The sequence below is a fragment of the Vibrio sp. 1580 genome (assembly GCF_033340055.1).
Genome location: NZ_JAWOVT010000001.1, coordinates 143,707 through 163,098 on the forward strand (window position 1 = coordinate 143,707; position 19,392 = coordinate 163,098).

The 19,392-nt window shown below is 44.0% G+C and carries 20 protein-coding genes; 6 read left to right on the forward strand and 14 right to left on the reverse strand.

Features of this window, described 5'->3' with window-relative positions:
- Window positions 1–224: 224 nt before the first annotated feature.
- A complete protein-coding gene (locus tag R7093_RS00700) occupies window positions 225–662 on the forward strand; it encodes a DUF3069 domain-containing protein (RefSeq protein ID WP_005376232.1) in 438 nt (145 codons plus the stop codon).
- A 76-nt stretch (window positions 663–738) separates the two neighbouring features.
- On the opposite strand, the gene modC is transcribed toward R7093_RS00700, so the two are convergent.
- From modC to R7093_RS00720, 4 genes are all read right to left on the reverse strand, one after another.
- The gene (modC, locus tag R7093_RS00705; protein ID WP_017634620.1) at window positions 739–1,845 is read right to left on the reverse strand and encodes a molybdenum ABC transporter ATP-binding protein ModC; all 1,107 of its coding nucleotides are present in this window, start codon (window positions 1,843–1,845) and stop codon (window positions 739–741) included.
- Window positions 1,842–2,531, reverse strand: a complete 690-nt coding sequence (gene modB, locus R7093_RS00710; RefSeq protein ID WP_017634621.1) for a molybdate ABC transporter permease subunit — start codon at window positions 2,529–2,531, stop codon at window positions 1,842–1,844. Before modB ends, modC begins: the two co-directional genes overlap by 4 nt.
- 27 nt (window positions 2,532–2,558) lie before the next feature.
- Entirely contained in the window at window positions 2,559–3,314 is a 756-nt protein-coding gene (gene modA / locus R7093_RS00715; RefSeq protein ID WP_213877347.1) for a molybdate ABC transporter substrate-binding protein, read from the reverse strand.
- Between the two features lie 69 nt (window positions 3,315–3,383).
- On the reverse strand, window positions 3,384–4,835 hold the full coding sequence (locus R7093_RS00720) for a cobyric acid synthase (RefSeq protein WP_238952654.1): 1,452 nt from the start codon (window positions 4,833–4,835) through the stop codon (window positions 3,384–3,386).
- Window positions 4,836–4,990: 155 nt separating this feature from the next.
- On the opposite strand from R7093_RS00720, the gene R7093_RS00725 reads away from it, so the two are divergent.
- Together R7093_RS00725 and R7093_RS00730 are read left to right on the forward strand one after the other, a co-directional pair.
- Entirely contained in the window at window positions 4,991–5,365 is a 375-nt protein-coding gene (locus tag R7093_RS00725) for a YgiW/YdeI family stress tolerance OB fold protein (RefSeq protein WP_005376220.1), read from the forward strand.
- Between the two features lie 154 nt (window positions 5,366–5,519).
- Window positions 5,520–6,056: a hypothetical protein gene (locus tag R7093_RS00730; RefSeq protein ID WP_017634623.1), complete on the forward strand. Its 537-nt coding sequence runs from the start codon at window positions 5,520–5,522 to the stop codon at window positions 6,054–6,056.
- A gap of 122 nt (window positions 6,057–6,178) precedes the next feature.
- On the opposite strand, the gene R7093_RS00735 is transcribed toward R7093_RS00730, so the two are convergent.
- The 3 genes from R7093_RS00735 to R7093_RS00745 form a co-directional block, all read right to left on the reverse strand.
- Window positions 6,179–6,862 (reverse strand): ATP-dependent zinc protease, encoded by a 684-nt coding sequence (locus R7093_RS00735; protein ID WP_005388032.1) that lies wholly within the window; start codon window positions 6,860–6,862, stop codon window positions 6,179–6,181.
- A gap of 11 nt (window positions 6,863–6,873) precedes the next feature.
- Entirely contained in the window at window positions 6,874–8,061 is a 1,188-nt protein-coding gene (locus R7093_RS00740; protein ID WP_017634625.1) for an aromatic amino acid transaminase, read from the reverse strand.
- A gap of 155 nt (window positions 8,062–8,216) precedes the next feature.
- Entirely contained in the window at window positions 8,217–9,074 is an 858-nt protein-coding gene (locus R7093_RS00745; RefSeq protein WP_005388028.1) for an AraC family transcriptional regulator, read from the reverse strand.
- Window positions 9,075–9,194: 120 nt separating this feature from the next.
- Here R7093_RS00745 and R7093_RS00750 point away from each other — a divergent pair, with 120 nt between their 5' ends.
- Complete coding sequence (locus R7093_RS00750) at window positions 9,195–10,580, forward strand: MATE family efflux transporter (RefSeq protein ID WP_318146461.1); 1,386 nt, start codon at window positions 9,195–9,197, stop codon at window positions 10,578–10,580.
- Between the two features lie 84 nt (window positions 10,581–10,664).
- Here R7093_RS00750 and nrdG read toward each other — a convergent pair whose 3' ends face one another.
- Window positions 10,665–11,135: an anaerobic ribonucleoside-triphosphate reductase-activating protein gene (gene nrdG, locus R7093_RS00755; protein ID WP_017634628.1), complete on the reverse strand. Its 471-nt coding sequence runs from the start codon at window positions 11,133–11,135 to the stop codon at window positions 10,665–10,667.
- Between the two features lie 84 nt (window positions 11,136–11,219).
- On the reverse strand, window positions 11,220–13,340 hold the full coding sequence (gene nrdD, locus R7093_RS00760; RefSeq protein ID WP_005388026.1) for an anaerobic ribonucleoside-triphosphate reductase: 2,121 nt from the start codon (window positions 13,338–13,340) through the stop codon (window positions 11,220–11,222).
- 309 nt (window positions 13,341–13,649) lie between these two features.
- Here nrdD and R7093_RS00765 point away from each other — a divergent pair, with 309 nt between their 5' ends.
- On the forward strand, window positions 13,650–14,513 hold the full coding sequence (locus tag R7093_RS00765; protein WP_238970892.1) for an endonuclease/exonuclease/phosphatase family protein: 864 nt from the start codon (window positions 13,650–13,652) through the stop codon (window positions 14,511–14,513).
- 53 nt (window positions 14,514–14,566) lie between these two features.
- On the opposite strand, the gene R7093_RS00770 is transcribed toward R7093_RS00765, so the two are convergent.
- The 3 genes from R7093_RS00770 to R7093_RS00780 are packed head-to-tail and all read right to left on the reverse strand — an operon-like array spanning window position 14,567 to window position 15,731.
- The gene (locus tag R7093_RS00770) at window positions 14,567–15,007 is read right to left on the reverse strand and encodes a YeeE/YedE family protein (protein WP_054700899.1); all 441 of its coding nucleotides are present in this window, start codon (window positions 15,005–15,007) and stop codon (window positions 14,567–14,569) included.
- A gap of 14 nt (window positions 15,008–15,021) precedes the next feature.
- Window positions 15,022–15,435, reverse strand: a complete 414-nt coding sequence (locus R7093_RS00775) for a YeeE/YedE family protein (RefSeq protein WP_372058356.1) — start codon at window positions 15,433–15,435, stop codon at window positions 15,022–15,024.
- A gap of 5 nt (window positions 15,436–15,440) precedes the next feature.
- Window positions 15,441–15,731 carry an ArsR/SmtB family transcription factor gene (locus tag R7093_RS00780; protein WP_005376206.1) on the reverse strand — a complete coding sequence of 97 codons (291 nt, stop codon included), beginning with the start codon at window positions 15,729–15,731 and terminating at the stop codon, window positions 15,441–15,443.
- Between the two features lie 151 nt (window positions 15,732–15,882).
- Between R7093_RS00780 and R7093_RS00785 the strand changes: the two genes are divergently transcribed.
- Entirely contained in the window at window positions 15,883–17,586 is a 1,704-nt protein-coding gene (locus tag R7093_RS00785; RefSeq protein WP_238970891.1) for an FAD-dependent oxidoreductase, read from the forward strand.
- A 67-nt stretch (window positions 17,587–17,653) separates the two neighbouring features.
- On the opposite strand, the gene R7093_RS00790 is transcribed toward R7093_RS00785, so the two are convergent.
- Window positions 17,654–18,352, reverse strand: a complete 699-nt coding sequence (locus R7093_RS00790; RefSeq protein ID WP_017634634.1) for an aspartate/glutamate racemase family protein — start codon at window positions 18,350–18,352, stop codon at window positions 17,654–17,656.
- A 138-nt stretch (window positions 18,353–18,490) separates the two neighbouring features.
- On the reverse strand, window positions 18,491–19,291 hold the full coding sequence (locus tag R7093_RS00795) for a PhzF family phenazine biosynthesis protein (protein WP_213893406.1): 801 nt from the start codon (window positions 19,289–19,291) through the stop codon (window positions 18,491–18,493).
- Window positions 19,292–19,392 lie beyond the last annotated feature (101 nt).

The window sequence follows — 19,392 nt, forward strand, 5'->3', positions numbered from 1 at the left end:
TAGAGTTGTTGCATTCGACTCATAATTAAGTGCTATATTTTTGTTTGAATATCACGGAATCCATTGCATAAAGCAGTTAGACTGGACGTTACCCTATCTAATCATGGCCTGTGAGCAGAAGTTCAACAAACTCATTCACTTTGGTCATCTTGCGGACTAATGGGTATAGCTATTTGATGCATTTGGTATTAATATTCCCGCCTTTTTGTAATGAGAGACACACCATGTCAGAAGCAACTAACAGCGAAAGCAAAAAAATCGATCTAGCCAGCATTTCTCCAGAGCTACGTAAAGTTATCGAATTTGACGAAGTTCCAGAGCAAATGTTCGAAATGGTTACCTCTATCCATGAAGTGTCTGAAGAAGCGGTACGTGAATCATGGGACGAAATGCCAGCAAGCGCACAGAACATTCTAGACAACTTTGAACAGTTTCATGCTCTAGTTTCTGTAGGCCAAGCATTCGCTGGTATTAATGTGATGGAAGAGTTTCCTACTCTTAATCTGCCAGAAAACATGACAGATGAAGATAAAGAAGAATACCGTGCTCAACTACTTGATAATGTGCTTCACAACTGTGTGAAAGACATGGTTAAGCAACTTAAGAAAGCACGTCGTGACCCACTTCTTAAGCGTGAATTCAAAGAAGTATTCGCGAAGTAATTCCGACATTCTTCTAGTAACAAAGGCCGCACTTTGCGGCCTTTTTTGATCATGAAGCGTAAATCAGTCTAAACGGTTAATGAGGCGCTAGTGCCATATCTTTTTGTGTCACACTGACACCTTTAATTTGTGCAAAAACACGGCTACCAACTTTTAGGTTGAGATCATCAAGGGCCCACGGTGTGATCGTTGCCCACAAATAACATTTCTCGTCTAGCTTGAGTGATACATTAATACTCTGCTTGTCATCGGCTGCATTAAACACCTCGATGGAATCGACAATAGCAGGCAAAATATTTCGAATCGACGTCGCCTTGGACTGCTCGAGCGTGATAGAAACGTCGTTGGCACGCACTTGCAAGCGTATTGGCGTGTCTGGTGTTCCGTCAATCTTTTGCACCCACAGGAATACATTAGGTGCAAGGCTGATACAAGTCAGTGCATAACGTTCATGATGTTCAGCAATCCGGCCTTCAAATAAGCTGCTTTGCTCTGAGAAAGATTGCCATGGGCGCATAGCATGAGAAGCCCACACTTCCTCAAGCTTACCTGAACTCGAAATTTTACCTTGGTCAATAATTGCAAGGTGCTGAGCAAGCCTTAAAATTTCCTGGAGACTGTGTGTGACATAGATAATAGGAATATTTACCTTCTCCGACAACTCCTCAAGAAAAGGCATTACCTCACGCTTTCTTGGCATATCGAGTGAGGCAAGTGGCTCATCCATCAAAAGCAAATTGGGTTTAGATAGCAATGCGCGCGCAATCGCAACACGTTGCTTTTCACCACCAGAAAGTGATACCGGAAAGCGCTTTAGTAACGGTTTGATAGACAAGAGTTCGGTGACTGCATCAAAATACTCGTCATCTTTTTCTTTAACGCCATATAACAAATTGCCTTGAACCGAATAGTGAGGAAACAAACGTGAATCCTGAAACACATAACCAATACCACGCTTGTGCGTTGGTAGGTTGATTCCCTGTTCACTGTCAAACAAAACATGCTCACCAACCGCAACATACCCTTGCCTTGGAGTGACCAATCCGCTGATGATGTTAATCAACGTCGTTTTACCTGCACCAGATCGTCCAAACAAGGCACTAATTCCGTTACAAGGTAACTTAAGTTTGATGTCGAAGTCAGTCTCACCAAGCATTTGTTTAAATTGGACTTTAATCGTCATTGCTTCGCACCCAATCTGCTTGCCGCTTTACGATTTAGCCATTCAGAGATCATTAATGTAGACAAGGCTAACGCGATAGAAATGATACACAGACGAGCCGCCTGCATTTCTGCACCTGGCGTTTCAATAAAGTTGTACATTGCCAGCGGAATCGTTTGGGTCTCACCCGGAATGTTAGAGACGAAACTGATCGTCGCCCCGAATTCGCCAAGACTACGAGCAAATGACAGCATCGTGCCCGTAATAATTCCGGGAATGGTCAGTGGTAACGTGACGGTGAGAAACACTTTTAAAGGAGAAGCGCCTAACGTAGAGGCTGCGTGCTCCAATTTAGGGTCGACGCTATCTAAGCTTAGGCGTACTGAACGAACCATCAAAGGCAAAGCCACGACAAGACAAGCGACTACTGCCCCTTTCCAATTAAAGCTAAAGACTACCCCTAAGTTTTCATAGAGCCACTTTCCAAGGAACCCTTGTCGTCCTAAAGAAATCAACAACAAATAGCCGATTACCACTGGCGGCAATACCAGTGGTAAATGAATTAAGCTATCGAGAATCGATTTACCAAAGAACGTTTTTCGAGAAAGTAGCCAAGCAAGAAAAACGCCGAGAGGAATCAGCCAAAGTACTGCGTACGCGCCTACTTTGAGGCTTAACATTAAGGCTTGGTATTCCAGTTCTGTCACGCTTCGTTCCTATAATTGAAGGCCGGTTTATTGCTGAAAGCCATATTGAGCAAAAACGCGTGCGGCTTCGTCCGATTTTAGGTACTGGAAGAACTGCTCCGACTCAGTAGAATCATTCACAATTGCAGCCGGGTAAACAATAGCCGCATGCGTATCACTCGCAAATTCGCCGAGAATTTTGACTTTATCAGTTAACTGAGCATCGGTTTTGTAGACCACACCTAAAGGCGCTTCTCCACGTTCAACCAACGCCAAAGCTAAGCGCACATTCTTTGCTGGTGCGACGTGAGTTTGAACCGCTTTCCATACACCCAGTGTAGTCAATGACTCTTTCGCGTACATACCAGCAGGTACTGACGTCGGATTGCCTAAAGCAAGACGATTTCCATGCAATGCCTTCTCCCATGCCTTTGCATCAGAAAAGTTAAATGAGGTTAATTCTGAAGACTGAGGAGCAATCAACACTAAGCTATTGCGCACTAGATTTGTGACATTGTCACGATAAATGACGTCTTTATCGACCAAATAATCCATCCATTTCGTGTTCGCAGAAATGAATACATCCGCTGGTGCGCCATTGATAATTTGTCGAGCGATAGAAGAAGAACCACCATAAACGGGAGTGATAGAAACGTCATACTTTTCTTCAAAGTTTTGCGCGATTTCGTTAATCGCATTCGTCATAGAAGAGGCTGCATACACTTTTAGGTTCGTTGCTGCGTTTGCTGAAAATGAAATGCTTAATACTGCCGCAAGGCAAGCATACTGTTTCCATGCTTTCATAGAGATACTCCAATACAAGGCAAGCGAAAGAACAGGTTATTTAAATATAAAGTTCAATCAGTTAATGGGCTATTTAAACAAAAAATCAAGGCGTATATGTTGTTCTATCGCATCTGCGATGCGATTAATGCCTTGCTCCTTTAACTCTTCAAAGTCTTGTTGTTTGATTTGGGTGCCGTTTACCCATTCTGATACCAGGCTCAAGACATCTGCCTCGTCAAAGAACCCGTGAAGGTAGGTTCCCATGATTTGGCCACACTCGCTGATCGCCCCCTCCGCTTCACCGGAACTGAATGTAAAAGGTTGCAGGCCCCGTACTTCACTTCGCCCTACGTGGATTTCATAACCCTTTACATTGGCTGTTTTGCCGTTAAGAGAAAGCTGTGCTTGTGTGTTTGTAAGCTGTTTGCTGTTAGTTAGCGTCGTAGTGATATCAAGCAAGCCAAGTCCTTCGCTTTGACCTGGTTGGCCTTCGACGCCGTTTGGATCATCAATCAAGTTTCCAAGCATCTGGTAGCCACCACAGATACCAATCACTTTTCCACCAAGACGAATATGACGCAAGATATCTTTATCCCACCCCTGGCTTCTTAGATAATCCAGATCGTCTCTCACTGATTTGGTCCCAGGCAAAATAACCAGGTCGGCTTTATCTATTTTTTCGCCTTTACCTACATAACGTAGATTGATGTCTGGATTCAATCGCAGCACATCAAAATCAGTATGATTACTAATCCGGGTTAAAACAGGCACAACAACATTCAGTTTTACCTCAGAGTGCAACTCTTGCTGCGCAGTGATCGCGTCTTCTGCTTCTAAATTCAAACCATGAAGAAAAGGAAGTACACCAAGTACAGGTTTACCTGTTTTTTCTTCTAGCCAATCGAGGCCCGATTGCAATAAACGAATATCACCTCGAAAACGGTTGATAACAAATCCTTTTACTCGCGCTTGTTCAGATTCAGAAAGTAACGCAAGTGTTCCGTACAAATGTGCAAACACTCCACCACGATCAATATCAGCAACAATGATCACTGGTACATCAGCGGCCTCAGCAAAACCCATGTTTGCAATATCGCCTTCTCGTAAATTGATTTCAGCAGGACTCCCCGCGCCCTCGATAATAATCGAATCAAATTCTTGAGTCAGACGAGAGAAGGAATCTAACACCGTGTCCATCGCCACTTTCTTGTAATCATGAAAGCCAGCCGCATCCATATTGGAAATCGCCTTACCCTGCAAAATGATCTGAGCACCTGTATCACTGTTAGGTTTAATTAAAACCGGATTCATATGTACGGTTGGCTCAATATTACACGCCTGTGCCTGAACGGCCTGTGCTCGACCTATTTCACCGCCATCTTTGGTTACCGCACTATTTAGTGCCATGTTTTGTGGCTTAAATGGGGCAACATTTATCCCTTTTCTTGCTAATACACGGCATAAACCTGCCACAAGGACACTTTTTCCGGCATCCGAAGTGGTGCCTTGAACCATTAAAGATGGGATCGCTGATTTCATGAACATTCGTAAGGAATAGAGGAAGATGAACAATCATAACGTCATCGTCCCCACTTACTCAAGCAAATGAATAGAATATGAATGTTGAAATCATCATTGGTTCAAACAAGCCCTGTTTTAATGACCCCATCAAAACAAACCGATGAGGATGTAACATGAAAAAGAATACAATTATCGCAACAATCGCCGCCTTAGCTATTGCTCCTTCTATCGCGTTCGCGAAAGATAACGCTCAAAACCAATCAAACTTGCAGTTTAACGGTCCTGTCACTGTGGAAAAATTGGATGCCTTGCTAAACGACTCCAATATGTTTACTGAAAAAGATGTGGTCGTTGAAGGTAACTTATTGCGTCAAGTTCGCGCGGATAAGTTTGTCTTTAGCGATGGTTCCGGTGAAGTGATGGTCGAACTCGATGACGATATTCAGCTAAATACTCCGATTGATCACACGACTAAAGTCCGTCTGTTTGGCGAATTTGAAGGCGGGAACAAACCAGAGATTGAAGTCGAACAACTCGTAGTCATGTAAAACAAACCCCGATTGCTGTGCATATCAACATGATGTAGTGACGATTACAGCTAAATAGTGACGGCAAGCACTTAAAATGATAGCTTTATCAATCTTGGTCTGCTTTTTGCAGACCATTTTTTTGTTCATTTTAATCATCTTGCCCGGAGACACCATGCTAGGTAAAGCTCTAAAGGTTGCAGCCTTTGGTTTGTGTGCTATTTTGCCACTTTCCGCACATGCAAATAATTTCAACTACAACACGATGGAATTTCGCATGGGCACTAGCCCTGGTACATTTGGTGGCGAGTTCAATACCTACTTTACAGAGAATACCCATTTCATTGCTCGCGCAGACAGTGAGTTTAGCGGAGACTGGGACATTGCTGGTGGTATAGGCTTTAATGGGCCAGCAGGCCAATTTGCAGATATTTATGGCCAAATGTTGGTACACAACATTAAAGAGAACGGCAGTGATAAAGTGGGTGACGAGTGGCGCACGGAAGTGAATATTGGCACTCGTATTTGGTTTATGCAAAATGTTGAGCTACATGGCCGTATCGGCCAAATCATAGATAATGACGATTCGAACACCATTTACAATCTGGGCGCACGATTCCACTCAACTCAACAACTATCGCTTGGTGCAGATTTCAAAAATAATGGTGTCTATGGCCAGCAAATTGTAATGTCTGCTCGTTTTGCATTTTAGTGGATATGACTACCAGGCATCACAAGCAAGCATATGATTCAATAAAAATAGCCTCCGATTTTGGAGGCCATTTTTTGCTAATCAAGAATTATTAGCTTGTAGCAGAAACTAGCTTTAATACATCAGTTTTTAGCGGTTTTTTTAGGTTTATCTTGCACATATTTTTTCGATACATCCACAACGGCAATATCTCTAAAAAAGCTTCGACCAAGCAAAATTGGAAACGTCATATGTCCGCGATCCGCTAACGTAAACTCTGTCTTTTCTTTGTGATCCCCAACGGTAATGTAGGCTTTTACCACCGCTCGTTTATCCACCTCTTCTGACGAAGACTGCTTAACTTTAGCCCAGCGCTCAACGGGTACTTTAAATTCTTTGGTGTCTTTGTCACCTAAATCTATCTTAAATTTAACCCAGTCTTTACCATCACGCTCAAACGGAACAATGTCAGTCGCACTAATTGATGATGTTGTCGCACCTGTATCGACTCTAGCCTTGAAAGTCTGGTCAATTTCAGGAACATAAACCCATTCTTCAGAACCAAGAATTAACATGCCATCGGGTGTTTTTGTGACCTTGACTGGCTTCTTAGGCTTTGGTTCCGGCTTTTTCTCAGGTTTCGCTTCTGGTTTGGGCTCCACCTCTGGCTTTGGATCTACATCAGGTTTCACTTCTGGCTCGACTTTAACGGGCTCTTCGACCTTTGGCGACTCTGGCTCAACAGGTTCCTGCGTCGTTTGAGTTGACGTACAAGCAATTAAACTGCCGCTCATCATAAGCGGCAGAATCAGTTTCCAGTTTTTCATCCACACTCCAATTAAGCTTGAGATACTTTCTTAATTGCGTCCGCTACGTATGGAATATGAGTTTCGGTAAGTCCGGCAATGTTAATTCGACCATCGCCAACACCATAAATGCCATAATCTTCACGCAGTTGCGCCATTTGGTTTCCACTAAAGCCTAGCACAGTAAACATGCCTTTGTGACCCTCAATGAAATCAAATTGATCTGTATTATGGTTGTTTCTCAACTCGTTACACAAACTTTGACGAAGGCTAACCAAACGATGTTGCATTTCACTCAATTCTTGCTTCCAAACGGAAGTGAGATTGTCATCTTGCAGAATGGTCTTAACTAAAGCTGCACCATGGTCGGGTGGCATCGTGTAAGTAGAGCGAGCTAGAGTGAGGAGTTTACCTTTTGCATTGGTTACATCATGCATGTTCTTACCAACCACAATCGCTGCACCAGTTCGTTCACGGTACAGACCAAAGTTCTTCGAACATGAAGTAGTAATCAACATCTCTTCAACGTTATCTGCCATAAAACGAAGACCTTTTGCGTCTTCTTCTAGGCCATCACCGAAGCCTTGGTAAGCAATGTCCACAAATGGGATGAAACCGTTCTTCTGCGACAATTCTGTAATGGCTTGCCAAGCAGAGAAGTCAATATCCGCACCAGTTGGATTGTGGCAACAACCATGAAGAAGTACCACATCTGAAGGCCCAGCTTTCGCAAGATCATCCATCATTTTTGCGGTGTCTACTTGTTTCGTTTCAGAAGAGAAATAGTGGTAGAACTTAACTTTAAGGCCTGCTGCTTCCATCACTGGCTTGTGGTTTACGTAGCTTGGGTTGGAAATCCAAACCGTCGTATCTGGCTGTGCGATCTTCATTAGATCACCGAGCATACGCAGCGCACCACTTGCACCTGGCGTTTGAATAGCTGCAACACGATCCATTGCAGACGTTCCCGTCAGCAGCAAATCGATCATGCTTTTATTAAATTCTTCGCAACCCGCAAGACCAACATAAGACTTGGTTTTTTGAGTTTCAACAACGACATCCTGCGCCATTTGAATGGCTTTCATAATCGGCGTTTCGCCTGCGCTGTTTTTGTATACGCCAATGCCAAGGTCAACCTTGTTTGGACGTTCATCGTTACGGTATGCAACGGATAGAGATAAAATAGGATCTAATACGGGAGTTGGGAGATTAGAAAACATGAAAGTCATAACCCTTTGAAATTCAAGTACCGAACCTCACGTTAACACCATCGCAAAAAATGACGAAATGATTTTTCACTTATTTAATCAATTAGAGAACAAAATTCTGGATTGCGGTGAGTTTTGTGCGCTCTATCGTTCAGAAAAAGAACGATTCACTCCTCGTCGTACCAATCCACTCTACCGTTTTTTCTAAACTCTCTTGGTGTCATGGTCGACCACGCTTTAAAACGTGTACTAAAGTTAGCGCTTGTCGGATATCCGACTATTTCTCCAATATGCTGAATTGGCCATTCTGTTGAACGAAGTAACCTAGCAGCATATTCCATGCGCATACGCGTTAAATGTGCCATTGGGCTTCGACCAAACTGCTTTTGAGTCAGTCGATGCAAATGAGGCTCCGAACATGGATATAGAGCCGCCACCTGCTCAACGCTCCAATCCTTATGGAGCTGACGTTGGACAAGGTCAAATACACGCCGAAGCCTCAATTGGCTGCGTGATATCGACTCTGAGGGCGGCATGTTTAACATCAGCTCTAACTGAGCCACACTATGCTCACCTACCGCACCACCATAATCGATTGGAAGGTGAATGCTGCGTAGTAGTGTTTGGATACATGCATACATCACTTCAGGTGTAGATGAAAGCTGATAGCGAACATCACATTCTAATATCGGCCACTCTCTATCAGGAGCAAGAAAAAGCCACGCGATCTGCCAAGGTTCTTCTTCTATACCAAAACCGTTTTCAACACCTGCGGGTACTGTAATCAACGAGCCCGGTTCCAAATCGTATCGATAAGTCCCACTCTCTAGCCACCCTTTACCACGCACCGTATAGAGCAGCATGTGTTTCTTTTGGTTTTTACGATAAACAGAGAAGAAGTCACGACAAGTGGCAATGCCGCACTGCACAATGCCTCTCTCCTCAAGTGCTAATACTCGACTGTGATCAATAAACTCTTGATAAGTTTTTTCTGAAATCGCGTAGCGTTCTTGTTTATCTTCCATGATTTATTGGCTCACATGTGCGTTAGTAGAGAGTTTTACAAAGGTTTTGGATTCCTTTGAAAAATACACCGCCAAATCATGAGGATAAACTACTCGCATTAATCTTTAAGGAGAAATGCGATGCTCTTAACACGCGAATACATCGATAAAGCATTTTGGCAAAAGCTGATTACGATTGGCCTACCTGTTTCACTTCAGTCCATGCTTTTTGCTTTGCTCGGCGTCGTGGATATTTTCATGGTAAGCCTACTCGGAGAATCTGCAACGGCAGCAGTTGGAGTTGGAAATCGTATGTTTTTCTTCAACCTAGCGGTTGTCTTTGGCCTGTGCGGTGCAGTTACCGTACTTGCTTCTCAATACTACGGCTCAGGAAACCTAGCCGGAATTCGCAGAACGTTGGCGCAATCTTGGTTTATTTCCATTTTGGTGACGCTGCCGTTTATCGTTCTTTATGCGATTTTTGATGAAGAGATCGTCTCTTTTATGTCAGACGATCCTGAATACGTCACTTATGCACGTGATTATCTTGTGGTTACGGGCTTTAGCCTCATTGCTACGGCGATAGTAGTACCGATTGAAGCGGTATTGCGCTCCGTGGGCCAAACCAAACTGGCAACCAACGTTAGTATCTCCGCCATTGTCGTTAACGTCGCGCTTAATTATGTTTTGATTTTTGGTTTATTTGGTTTCCCTCAATGGGGCGTATTTGGTGCAGCCGTAGGTAGTTTTGTTTCTCGATTTTTCCAAACCGCCGTCTTGATTTATTTTTTCTACAAACGATATGCTTACCTAATTCCGACTAAGTTCGATTGGGTACAAGGCCGCTTAAAACAGTATCGAAAAAAGTACTTTAAGGTTTCTTTACCCATGTTGGTCCACGATGCGCTTTGGACTGGTGGATTGATCGTTTACAGCATCATCTATGGTCAATTGGGCGTTTCAGAACTGGCGATCATCTCATTCTTATCACCGATTGAAGGGGTACTGATTTCAACCTTTATGGGATTTGCGGTCGCTGCATCCGTTCTTCTTGGGAATGATATTGGTGCAAAACATTATGACCGAGTCGAGAAAACGGCGTGGTGGTATGTGTTAACCAGCGCAATCTTAGCCACCTTGCTGTTTTTCCTAGTGTGGTTGAGCTCGCCCATGATTCATCACCTATTGGTACTGAGCCCGTTAACCGATGCAGACATGGCACTTAACGTATGTTTAGTCATGGCGCTAGGTATGATTTTGAGGGTGTTTAACATGGTTGGGATTGGCGGCGTACTAAAGAGTGGCGCTGATATTCGCTATAGCATTTTCATCGACACGTTCGGTCAGTGGGCTATTGGCATCCCCCTTACTTATTACACAGGCATGGTGTTAGGGCTGCCTTTGCATTTTGTCTTGATGTCTCTGCTCGCGGAAGAGTTAGTGAAAGGCGTACTGACGACTTACCGTATTCAATCTAAACGTTGGATAAATAATATGGTTGAAGATGACCAATCGGTGACAGCGTAACCAAAAAGACATTAACGAACTCACACCAAAAGGGCTCACCCGTTATGCACGCGTGAGCCCTTTTTATGTGCGGAGAATGCTTGATTAGATGTCCGTAAAGCGATGAATGATTTGGTTTGAACTGCCACGCCATTCGAGATTGAGGTCTTTCTTGTCTTGTTCAAACTTACCATCAATCAAAACATCGATGTATTGCACCACTTCCCTTTGCGCGTTATTCAGTTCCGTCAGCGTGTAGCCAGTCCAAACCCAAATGTCTTTACCTGGGCACTCCTCTCTCACCCTTTTCACTATCTTCAAAATATGAGGCACATTAGCAGGGTGAAGCGGATCTCCACCCGACAACGACAAGCCACGGCGTTTGATACGCGTGTCGTTTAAGTCAGCGATGATTTTGTCTTCCGCTTCTTGCGTGAAAAGTACACCAGAATCCAAACGTTGCGTCGACTGGTTATAACACCCTCGGCACTGATGCACACAACCCGACACAAACAGCGTGCAGCGCGTACCCGGTCCGTTAACAACGTCAATTGGATAGTATTGGTGGTAATTCATAATGCGTCTCTGTGTTATCGCGAAAGAGAAAATCAACCTGTTTAAAGTTGATTTTCAAAGTGTTAAAACGAGTGGTAGTAAACCTTACAGGTGTTTAACTCGGCGCTTCACTTCTTCTTGCTTACCGAAGTTAAACGGGCGTGCATCTGGGCTGCCTAGGTAGCCACAAACTCGACGTGTTACTGATACTTTAGTTGAGTCATGGTTACCACAGCTTGGGCAAGTGAAGCCTTTACTTGTACAGTCAAACTCGCCGTTGTAGCCACACTCGTAGCACTCATCAATTGGCGTGTTTGTACCGTAGTAAGGCACTCGGGTGTAACTGTAGTCCCATACGTTTTCTAGTGCTTCAACGTTACGTTGCATGTTCGGGAACTCGCCGTAACAGATAAAGCCGCCGCTTGAGATTTCTGGGTAAGGCATCTCAAAGTCGATCTTGTCGTATGGGTTCACCTTCTTCTCAACATCTAGGTGGAAGCTGTTGGTGTAGTAACCTTTGTCTGTTACGCCTTCAATTACGCCGAACTCTTTCGCATCGATGCGGCAGAAACGGCTACATAGGTTTTCACTTGGCGTTGCATATAAGCTGAAGCCATAACCTGTTTCGTCAGCCCATTGATTCACAGCATCTTTTAGATGCTTGATGATCGCGACCGCTTTTTCACGCAAAACAGCGTCATCATAAACGTGCGCTTCTGTACCGAATAGCGCGTTAATTGTCTCGTGTACACCGATGTAACCAAGAGAAATAGACGCACGACCGTTCTTGAAGATATCTGCGATTGAGTCGTCTGCTTTCAAGCGAACACCACATGCGCCTTCCATGTATAGGATTGGGGCCACACGTGCTTTCACGTTTTCAAGGCGAGAGATACGTGTCTCTAGTGCTTTACGAGCAAGACGTAGGCGGTCATTTAGAAGCTCGTAGAATTTCTCTTCGCTTCCGTTTGCACGGATAGCGATACGAGGAAGGTTCAAGCTCACGACGCCAAGGTTGTTACGACCTTCGTGAATCAGCTCACCGTTTTCTTCGTAAGTACCAAGGAAGCTACGGCAACCCATTGGCGTTTTGAATGAACCGGTTACTTCCACTACTTTGTCGTAGTTAAGAATGTCTGGGTACATACGCTTAGACGCACACTCAAGCGCAAGTTGCTTGATGTCGTAGTTTGGATCTTCTGATTTGTGGTTCAAACCATCTTTGATGCCGAATACAAGTTTAGGGAATACCGCTGTTTTACGGTTCTTGCCTAGACCTGCAATACGATTCTTCAGAATCGATTTCTGGATAAGGCGTGATGCCCAGCTTGTACCAAGACCAAAACCAAACGTAACGAATGGTGTTTGACCGTTCGCCGTGTGTAGCGTGTTTACCTCGTACTCTAGAGATTGGAACGCGTCGTAACACTCTTTCTCAGTGCGTGCTTTTGCGAACTCTTCTGGCTCAGCAATGTTCCACTCTTTTGCGATCTCTAGGTGTTTCTCGTAGCTTGTGATTACGTACGGTTCTAGAACCTCATCAATACGGTTGATGGTTGTACCGCCGTAAATGTGGCTCGCGACTTGAGCAATGATTTGCGCTGTTACCGCTGTTGCAGTCGAAATTGATTTTGGCGTATCAATCTCAGCGTTACCCATTTTAAAACCATGCGTCAGCATGCCTTTAAGATCGATAAGCATACAGTTAAACATTGGGAAGAACGGTGCGTAGTCTAAATCGTGGTAGTGAATGTCACCCACTTCGTGCGCTTGAACCACATCGCGAGGAAGAATGTGCGTCTTCGCATAGTGTTTCGCTACGATACCAGCCAACAAGTCACGTTGAGTCGGAATTACTTTGCCGTCTTTGTTCGCGTTCTCGTTGATTAGATCCAGATTACTTTCTTCAATCAAACCTTCGATTTCGCGAGTTAGTGCACTTTGCTTCTCACGAGCGATGTCGCGATCGTGGCGATATTCAATGTAAGAACGCGCTAGGGCTTTGTAAGGACCTTGCATGAGTTCATTTTCGACTAAGTCTTGAATCTCATGGATGTGAACTTCATCGTGTTCTCTTAACTGTAACTCGACAGCAAGAGCCACATTAAGAGCATAAATAGCGACATCTTTATCTTTGTTTTCCGCTGCTGCTTCAACTGCTGCTTGGATACGATCCCTGTTGAACGGAGCTCTTGATCCGTCGCGTTTGATTACGATTGGTTTCACCTTGTTCTCCTTACCCGAGCATACTCACAGAGTTATCCACAAACACACTATATGGGGTTATTTTTTATTCTAGCAACACAATATATTGTGGCGTATTTAACGAGAAGCACCACTCGAAAACATTGATTTTGATCAATAAAGATTGGCTAGCGAACAAGAAGAAATCGATCTTATTGGCGTTGATCTCAGTTGCGAAGAAAACCATGAAAATTGCAAAATTGGTACTAAATCTACTTGCTATTTTTGGAGGTCTTGTAGGATAAAGGATGGAAAGGAATACGCTAAAAGATAGGAGTGCAACAGGCCAAAATGCGATCACTTTTTGTTACGTTAATATTACTTTTTAGTTCTCTTTCATTTGCTCAAAACTCCATCAATCTAACCAGTTGGAACATAGAATGGTTATCTATAGATGGTGGAAAAGTGTCGAGAACACCACAAGATTTTGAAAAACTGACCCACTATGTGGATAAAACACAAGCCGACATTCTTGCTTTTCAAGAAGTCGAAAGCGTCGCTGCAATGCAAAAAGCTGTTGGCAATGACTTCACTATCTATCTTTCCGATCGTTCAAACGCCTCCAACCGACACCTTCAGTTTAACGACACCAACCAATACACAGGCTTTGCCGTGCGCAATGGCGTAAGCGTATTAGACAAGCCAGACTTCTCTATCACACGAGGCAACAGCAAGCTGCGCTTCGCGAGCTACCTTGTTTTAAATCCAAACCAAGAAAACGAGACTCACCTACTCTCTGTACATCTGAAAGCGGGTTGCAGTGGCGCGTATCGTAATAACCGCGATTGTAAGATAGTGAAACAACAAGGACAGGCACTAGCTAAGTGGATAAAGGCGCGCGAGGACAACAAACAACATTATGTCGTGCTTGGCGACTTTAACCACAACTTGGGTTACCAAGGAGATTGGTTGTGGGACGTGATATCGGACAATACTAGTGCAAAGCTAGTGACTAAAGACACTAAAGCAGAATGTAAAGTGCGCTCTAATCGTAATCCGAATAAAACCCACCAATTCCGCTCGGTGATAGACCACATCATTGCGAGTGGTGATTTAAAGGCGTCGTCTGGTGTTCAAACCGTTTTCAAAACACAAGATGTACTCGACTATAAACTGAGTGACCATTGCCCGGTTTCTACGACACTCACTTTTTAGCGTTTAAGTTCTCTGTTAACGTTGAGATACTCTTTTTTGCGTTGAAGAACTCTTTAGCCACGAACCATTCTTTTAGCGGTGAATGACCCAACCAACATTGCCGCTATAAAGAGCAGAACTTGTGTGTTGCCAGTAATAAGGCTGGCAACCGCAGGACCAGGACACACACCCAGTAAGCCCCAACCAATACCAAACAGTACAGCACCACCGACTAACTTTTTGTCTATCGCTTTAGAAGTTGGGCATACAATCTCATCACCAAACACAGATTCGCTTCTTGGCTTTATTAATAAAAGATAAGCTGGAACGAACACCGCAAGTGCTCCGCCCATTACGAAGGCTAAGCTTGGATCCCATGCCCCAGTAATATCGAGAAAGCCAATCACTTTTGCCGGTTCAGCCATACCAGAGACCACCATACCAATACCAAAGAGCACACCAGAAAATGCAACAACGGACATTTGCTTAATACTTTTCATTACGTGAGTTTTCATAACGACACTATTCCTCACGATACTAGCAAGACGGTTAACATGGCTGTGGCCATAAAAGTACACGTCGCGACCACAGAACGGATTGAGAAACGCCCTATTCCACAAATGCCATGACCACTAGTACAACCATTGCCGATACGCGTACCGACACCGACTAACAAGCCAGCAACGATAACTAAAACAACAGAACCGCTGTACTGTTCTGGTACATGCCCGCCAAGAACATAAACAGCAAACACGCCACCTAATACCATCGCAATTAAAAAAACAATGCGCCAAACGCGATCTGCGTTCTCAACGGCACCGTTTAAGATCCCACTGATCCCAGCAGTCTTGCCAGTAAATAGCATCAGTGTTATCGCTGATACGCCAACTATTATGCCGCCCAACAGCGACATCCAAGGAACTTCAAACATAGCAACCGCCAAACTAATTACTTACAGAAAACTTGCTTAAACGCTTCAACCAGCGGACCAACTCTTTCATCAGAAATTGAATAAAATACCTGCTGAGAAACCTTCCTAGCTTTAATGATGTCGTGCTTTCTCAATACGGTGAGATGTTGTGAAAAAGCAGATTGGCTTAATGATGAACCTTCAAAAAGTTCACCGACCCCTTTCTCGCCTTCAATCAGCTTACACATCACGATTAGGCGCTCTGGATGAGCCATAATTTTAAGCAGCTCACTCGCTTCGGTCGCACTTTGTAGCATACTGTCGCCCATTCTTATGCCTCTTCATTACTACATTACATTTTATTAGATATTACTAATTAATATTATTAAGTCAATGCTAATGTAGATTAAATAACATTAGACTTAGCTAATTTATTTAAGTAAGGTGTAGGCGTTTTCGATCATTCAGCAGGAGAAATCCATGAGCAAAATCGTGATTATTGGTGGGGTTGCTGGCGGTGCATCTGCAGCAGCTCGCGCTCGTCGTCTTAGTGAAGACGCAGAAATCATTATGTTTGAACGCGGTCCATTTGTGTCATTTGCAAACTGTGGCTTACCCTATCACATTGGTGGCGATATCCAAGAGCGCAGCAAACTGCTTCTTCAAACGCCTGAAAGCTTTCTAGCGCGTTTCAATGTTGATGTCCGTGTGATGAACGAAGTGGTTTCTATTAACCGTCAAGACAAAACGGTTACGGTTAACAATTTGCTTGATGGCTCGGAATACCAAGAGAGCTACGACTTTCTTCTACTTAGCCCTGGCGCAGGTCCAGTTGTGCCGCCTATTCCGGGTATTGATAACCCGTTAACACACTCGCTGCGCAATATTCCAGATATGGATCGCATCATTAAAACGATCGAAACCAACAAAGTTGAACACGCTACGGTCGTTGGTGGTGGTTTTATCGGTTTGGAAATGATGGAAGCCTTCCACCAGCTAGGCATAAAAACCACATTAGTTGAAATGGCGGATCAAGTGATGACGCCCGTTGACCGTGAAATGGCTGGCTTCGCACATGCTGAAATTCGTGAGAAAGGCATCGACCTTAAACTTGGCGTCGCACTTGAGTCGGTGAAATTCGTACCTAACGAGCACGTGGCAAGTATCGACTCTGGTGAGAGCGAAAAACACCAACATCTAGAAGGTGAATTGGAATTAACACTAAACAGCGGTGAAAGACTCACCACCGATATTTTGATTATGGCAATTGGTGTTCGCCCCGAGACCAAATTAGCAAAAGAAGCTGGCTTAGAAATCGGCGCTCTTGGTGGTATTTATATCAATGAATACATGCAAACCAGCGATCCTTCGATCTACGCTGTCGGCGACGCGGTAGAAGAGAAAGACTTTGTGACTGGCGAGCAAACTCTAGTGCCACTTGCGGGCCCGGCAAACCGCCAAGGCCGAATGGCAGCAGACAACATGCTTGGCCGCCAAGAAACTTACCAAAGTACGCAAGGCACGGCGATCTGTAAGATTTTTGATTTAGCCGTCGCTTCTACTGGTAAAAACGAGAAACAGCTGAAACGTGAAAACATCGCTTATGAAAAAGTGTATGTGCATACAGCAAGTCACGCGAGTTACTACCCAGGTGCAGAAACCGTGTCATTCAAAATGCTGTTTGATCCAGTAACAGGTAAAATATTAGGTGCGCAAGCAGTAGGTAAAGACGGTGTTGATAAACGTATCGACGTAATGGCAGTTGCTCAGCGTGCTGGTATGACGGTAGAGCAACTGCAACACCTCGAGCTAACTTACGCGCCACCTTATGGCTCTGCTAAAGATGTAATTAACCAAGCGGCGTTTGTGGCAAATAACATCATCAAAGGCGATGCGACCGCGATTCATTATGATGAAATGGATTCACTGACAGAAGACCAACTGTTACTTGATGTTCGTAATCCTGGTGAATTGGAGTCCGTTGGTTATCTTGAAGGTGCAATTAATATTCCTGTCGATCAACTACGTCGTCGCATGCACGAACTTCCTAAAGACAAAGAGATCGTGATTTACTGTCAAGTTGGGTTACGCGGTAACGTAGCATACCGTCAGCTGGTCAACAATGGTTACAAAGCCCGCAACTTGATTGGTGGATACAGAACTCTCAAATTTGCTCGCTTATAACTTGATAATAAAAAAGAGAAAACCACGTGCTTGGTTTTCTCTTTTTTTGCAGGAAAGAAAGCGTAGATCATTCACCTTCAATTGCCAAACGGACTGCTGCTTGAGCATGGATAGAAGTGGTATCAAGTAGTGTAACCTCGGTGTGACTTTGGTTTACAAGTAAGGCAATTTCAGTGCACCCGAGAATCACAGCTTCAGCTCCGTGCTCTTTTAGTTTTTCAATAATTTGCAAGTATATCGTCCTTGACTCCTCTTTGATTTCACCTTGGCATAACTCTTTATAAATAATGTTATGTACTTTAGAGCGGTCGTCTTGATCGGGAATGACGACATCAAGCCCATAACGGTCGGAAAGCCTTCCTTTATAAAAGTCTTGCTCCATTGTGAATTGAGTACCAAGGAGTCCGACCTTTTGAACCCCTTTCTCACGAAGTAACTCAGCAGTCGCGTCTGCGATATGTAGTATGGGGATATTAATACTGGCTTCAATTTGAGGCGCAACTTTGTGCATTGTGTTAGTACAAATAAGAATGAAGTCAGCGCCCCCTTTTTCTATTGAAGATGCAGCATCAGATAGAATGCTTGCCGTTTCTTCCCATTTACCTTGATGTTGAAGTTTCTCTATCTCCGAAAAATTCACGCTATACATACAAATTTTTGCGGAATTTAAGCCGCCTAACGTCTCTTTGACTCCTTCGTTGATCAATTTGTAATAACTAAGCGTCGACTCCCAGCTCATACCACCTAGAAGACCGATAGTTTTCATATAACTCTCCAATCGTTATACACCACCGTGCCAGGGGTGTTTTTACAAAAAAATCAGCCACTTAAATAAGTAGCATTCAAGCGTCCTCACTATTGAGCATTGGGTAACACGAAAATAAAATCATTCCCACAAGGACCGCTACGCGATTCTCATATATCCTCGCAATATCGTTACTGCATTTCCAGAAAGCTTAACGTGCTCAGTGCTTAACAACTCTGTATGGACGACCCCACTTCTCTCGGAGGCTTGGAAGCCTTTCAGTTGCTTTTTGTTGAGCTCTTTAGCCCAGTAAACACATAAAGCGCAATGTGCAGAGCCTGTAACTGGGTCCTCATTAACACCTACCCAAGGCGCGAAGTATCGAGAGACAAAATCGGCGTCAGTACTTGATTGAGCAGTGATGACGACGCCACGGCCCTTTTGTTTAAGCAGCGCACCAAAATCAGGGTCGAGCTGTTCAAGCACAAATTCATCATTAATGACGATCAACTGCTTATTATCAAACTGACCGTAGGCGACTACATTGGCGGCATCTAGCCCCAAGCCATGAAGTAAGTCTTTGTTAATACTCGCTCTCATATCTAAAGTTGGCGCAGGAAACACCAAATGAATTTCTTCATGATCGAGTTGTGCAGTTAAAACCCCAGATAGCGTAACGAACTCAATCGTATCTCCAGTATTATATAACCCCTGCTCTTTCAGAACGTGCGCCGTTGCAAGTGTGCCGTGTCCACACAAAGCAACTTCCGTCCTCGGTGTAAACCAACGAAGTTGCATTGTACTGAGTGACAGAAATGCCGTTTCAGATAACGACATCTCGGCCGCGATGGCCAACATCGTTTCCTCATCAAGGCTTGACTCTGTGATACAAACGCCCGCGGGATTGCCTTTGAAAACCTCTGATGTAAACGAGTCAACCTGAAAAATTTTAACTTCCACGAAATATCCTTAAGTTCTATCAAACACGTAATTCTGTATCACGTGATTTTTAATATCTGTTGTTTGAGCAAAAAAAACCTATGAAATTTTCTACCAACCTT

Coding starts and splice junctions, on each gene's coding strand:
- R7093_RS00700 (WP_005376232.1), top strand. CDS start 225: ATGTCAGAAGCAACTAACAGCGAAAGCAAAAAAATCGATCTAGCCAGC.
- modC (WP_017634620.1), bottom strand. CDS start 1,845: ATGACGATTAAAGTCCAATTTAAACAAATGCTTGGTGAGACTGACTTC.
- modA (WP_213877347.1), bottom strand. CDS start 3,314: ATGAAAGCATGGAAACAGTATGCTTGCCTTGCGGCAGTATTAAGCATT.
- R7093_RS00720 (WP_238952654.1), bottom strand. CDS start 4,835: ATGAAATCAGCGATCCCATCTTTAATGGTTCAAGGCACCACTTCGGAT.
- R7093_RS00725 (WP_005376220.1), top strand. CDS start 4,991: ATGAAAAAGAATACAATTATCGCAACAATCGCCGCCTTAGCTATTGCT.
- R7093_RS00730 (WP_017634623.1), top strand. CDS start 5,520: ATGCTAGGTAAAGCTCTAAAGGTTGCAGCCTTTGGTTTGTGTGCTATT.
- R7093_RS00735 (WP_005388032.1), bottom strand. CDS start 6,862: ATGAAAAACTGGAAACTGATTCTGCCGCTTATGATGAGCGGCAGTTTA.
- R7093_RS00740 (WP_017634625.1), bottom strand. CDS start 8,061: ATGTTTTCTAATCTCCCAACTCCCGTATTAGATCCTATTTTATCTCTA.
- R7093_RS00745 (WP_005388028.1), bottom strand. CDS start 9,074: ATGGAAGATAAACAAGAACGCTACGCGATTTCAGAAAAAACTTATCAA.
- R7093_RS00750 (WP_318146461.1), top strand. CDS start 9,195: ATGCTCTTAACACGCGAATACATCGATAAAGCATTTTGGCAAAAGCTG.
- nrdG (WP_017634628.1), bottom strand. CDS start 11,135: ATGAATTACCACCAATACTATCCAATTGACGTTGTTAACGGACCGGGT.
- R7093_RS00765 (WP_238970892.1), top strand. CDS start 13,650: ATGCGATCACTTTTTGTTACGTTAATATTACTTTTTAGTTCTCTTTCA.
- R7093_RS00770 (WP_054700899.1), bottom strand. CDS start 15,007: ATGAAAACTCACGTAATGAAAAGTATTAAGCAAATGTCCGTTGTTGCA.
- R7093_RS00780 (WP_005376206.1), bottom strand. CDS start 15,731: ATGGGCGACAGTATGCTACAAAGTGCGACCGAAGCGAGTGAGCTGCTT.
- R7093_RS00785 (WP_238970891.1), top strand. CDS start 15,883: ATGAGCAAAATCGTGATTATTGGTGGGGTTGCTGGCGGTGCATCTGCA.
- R7093_RS00790 (WP_017634634.1), bottom strand. CDS start 18,352: ATGAAAACTATCGGTCTTCTAGGTGGTATGAGCTGGGAGTCGACGCTT.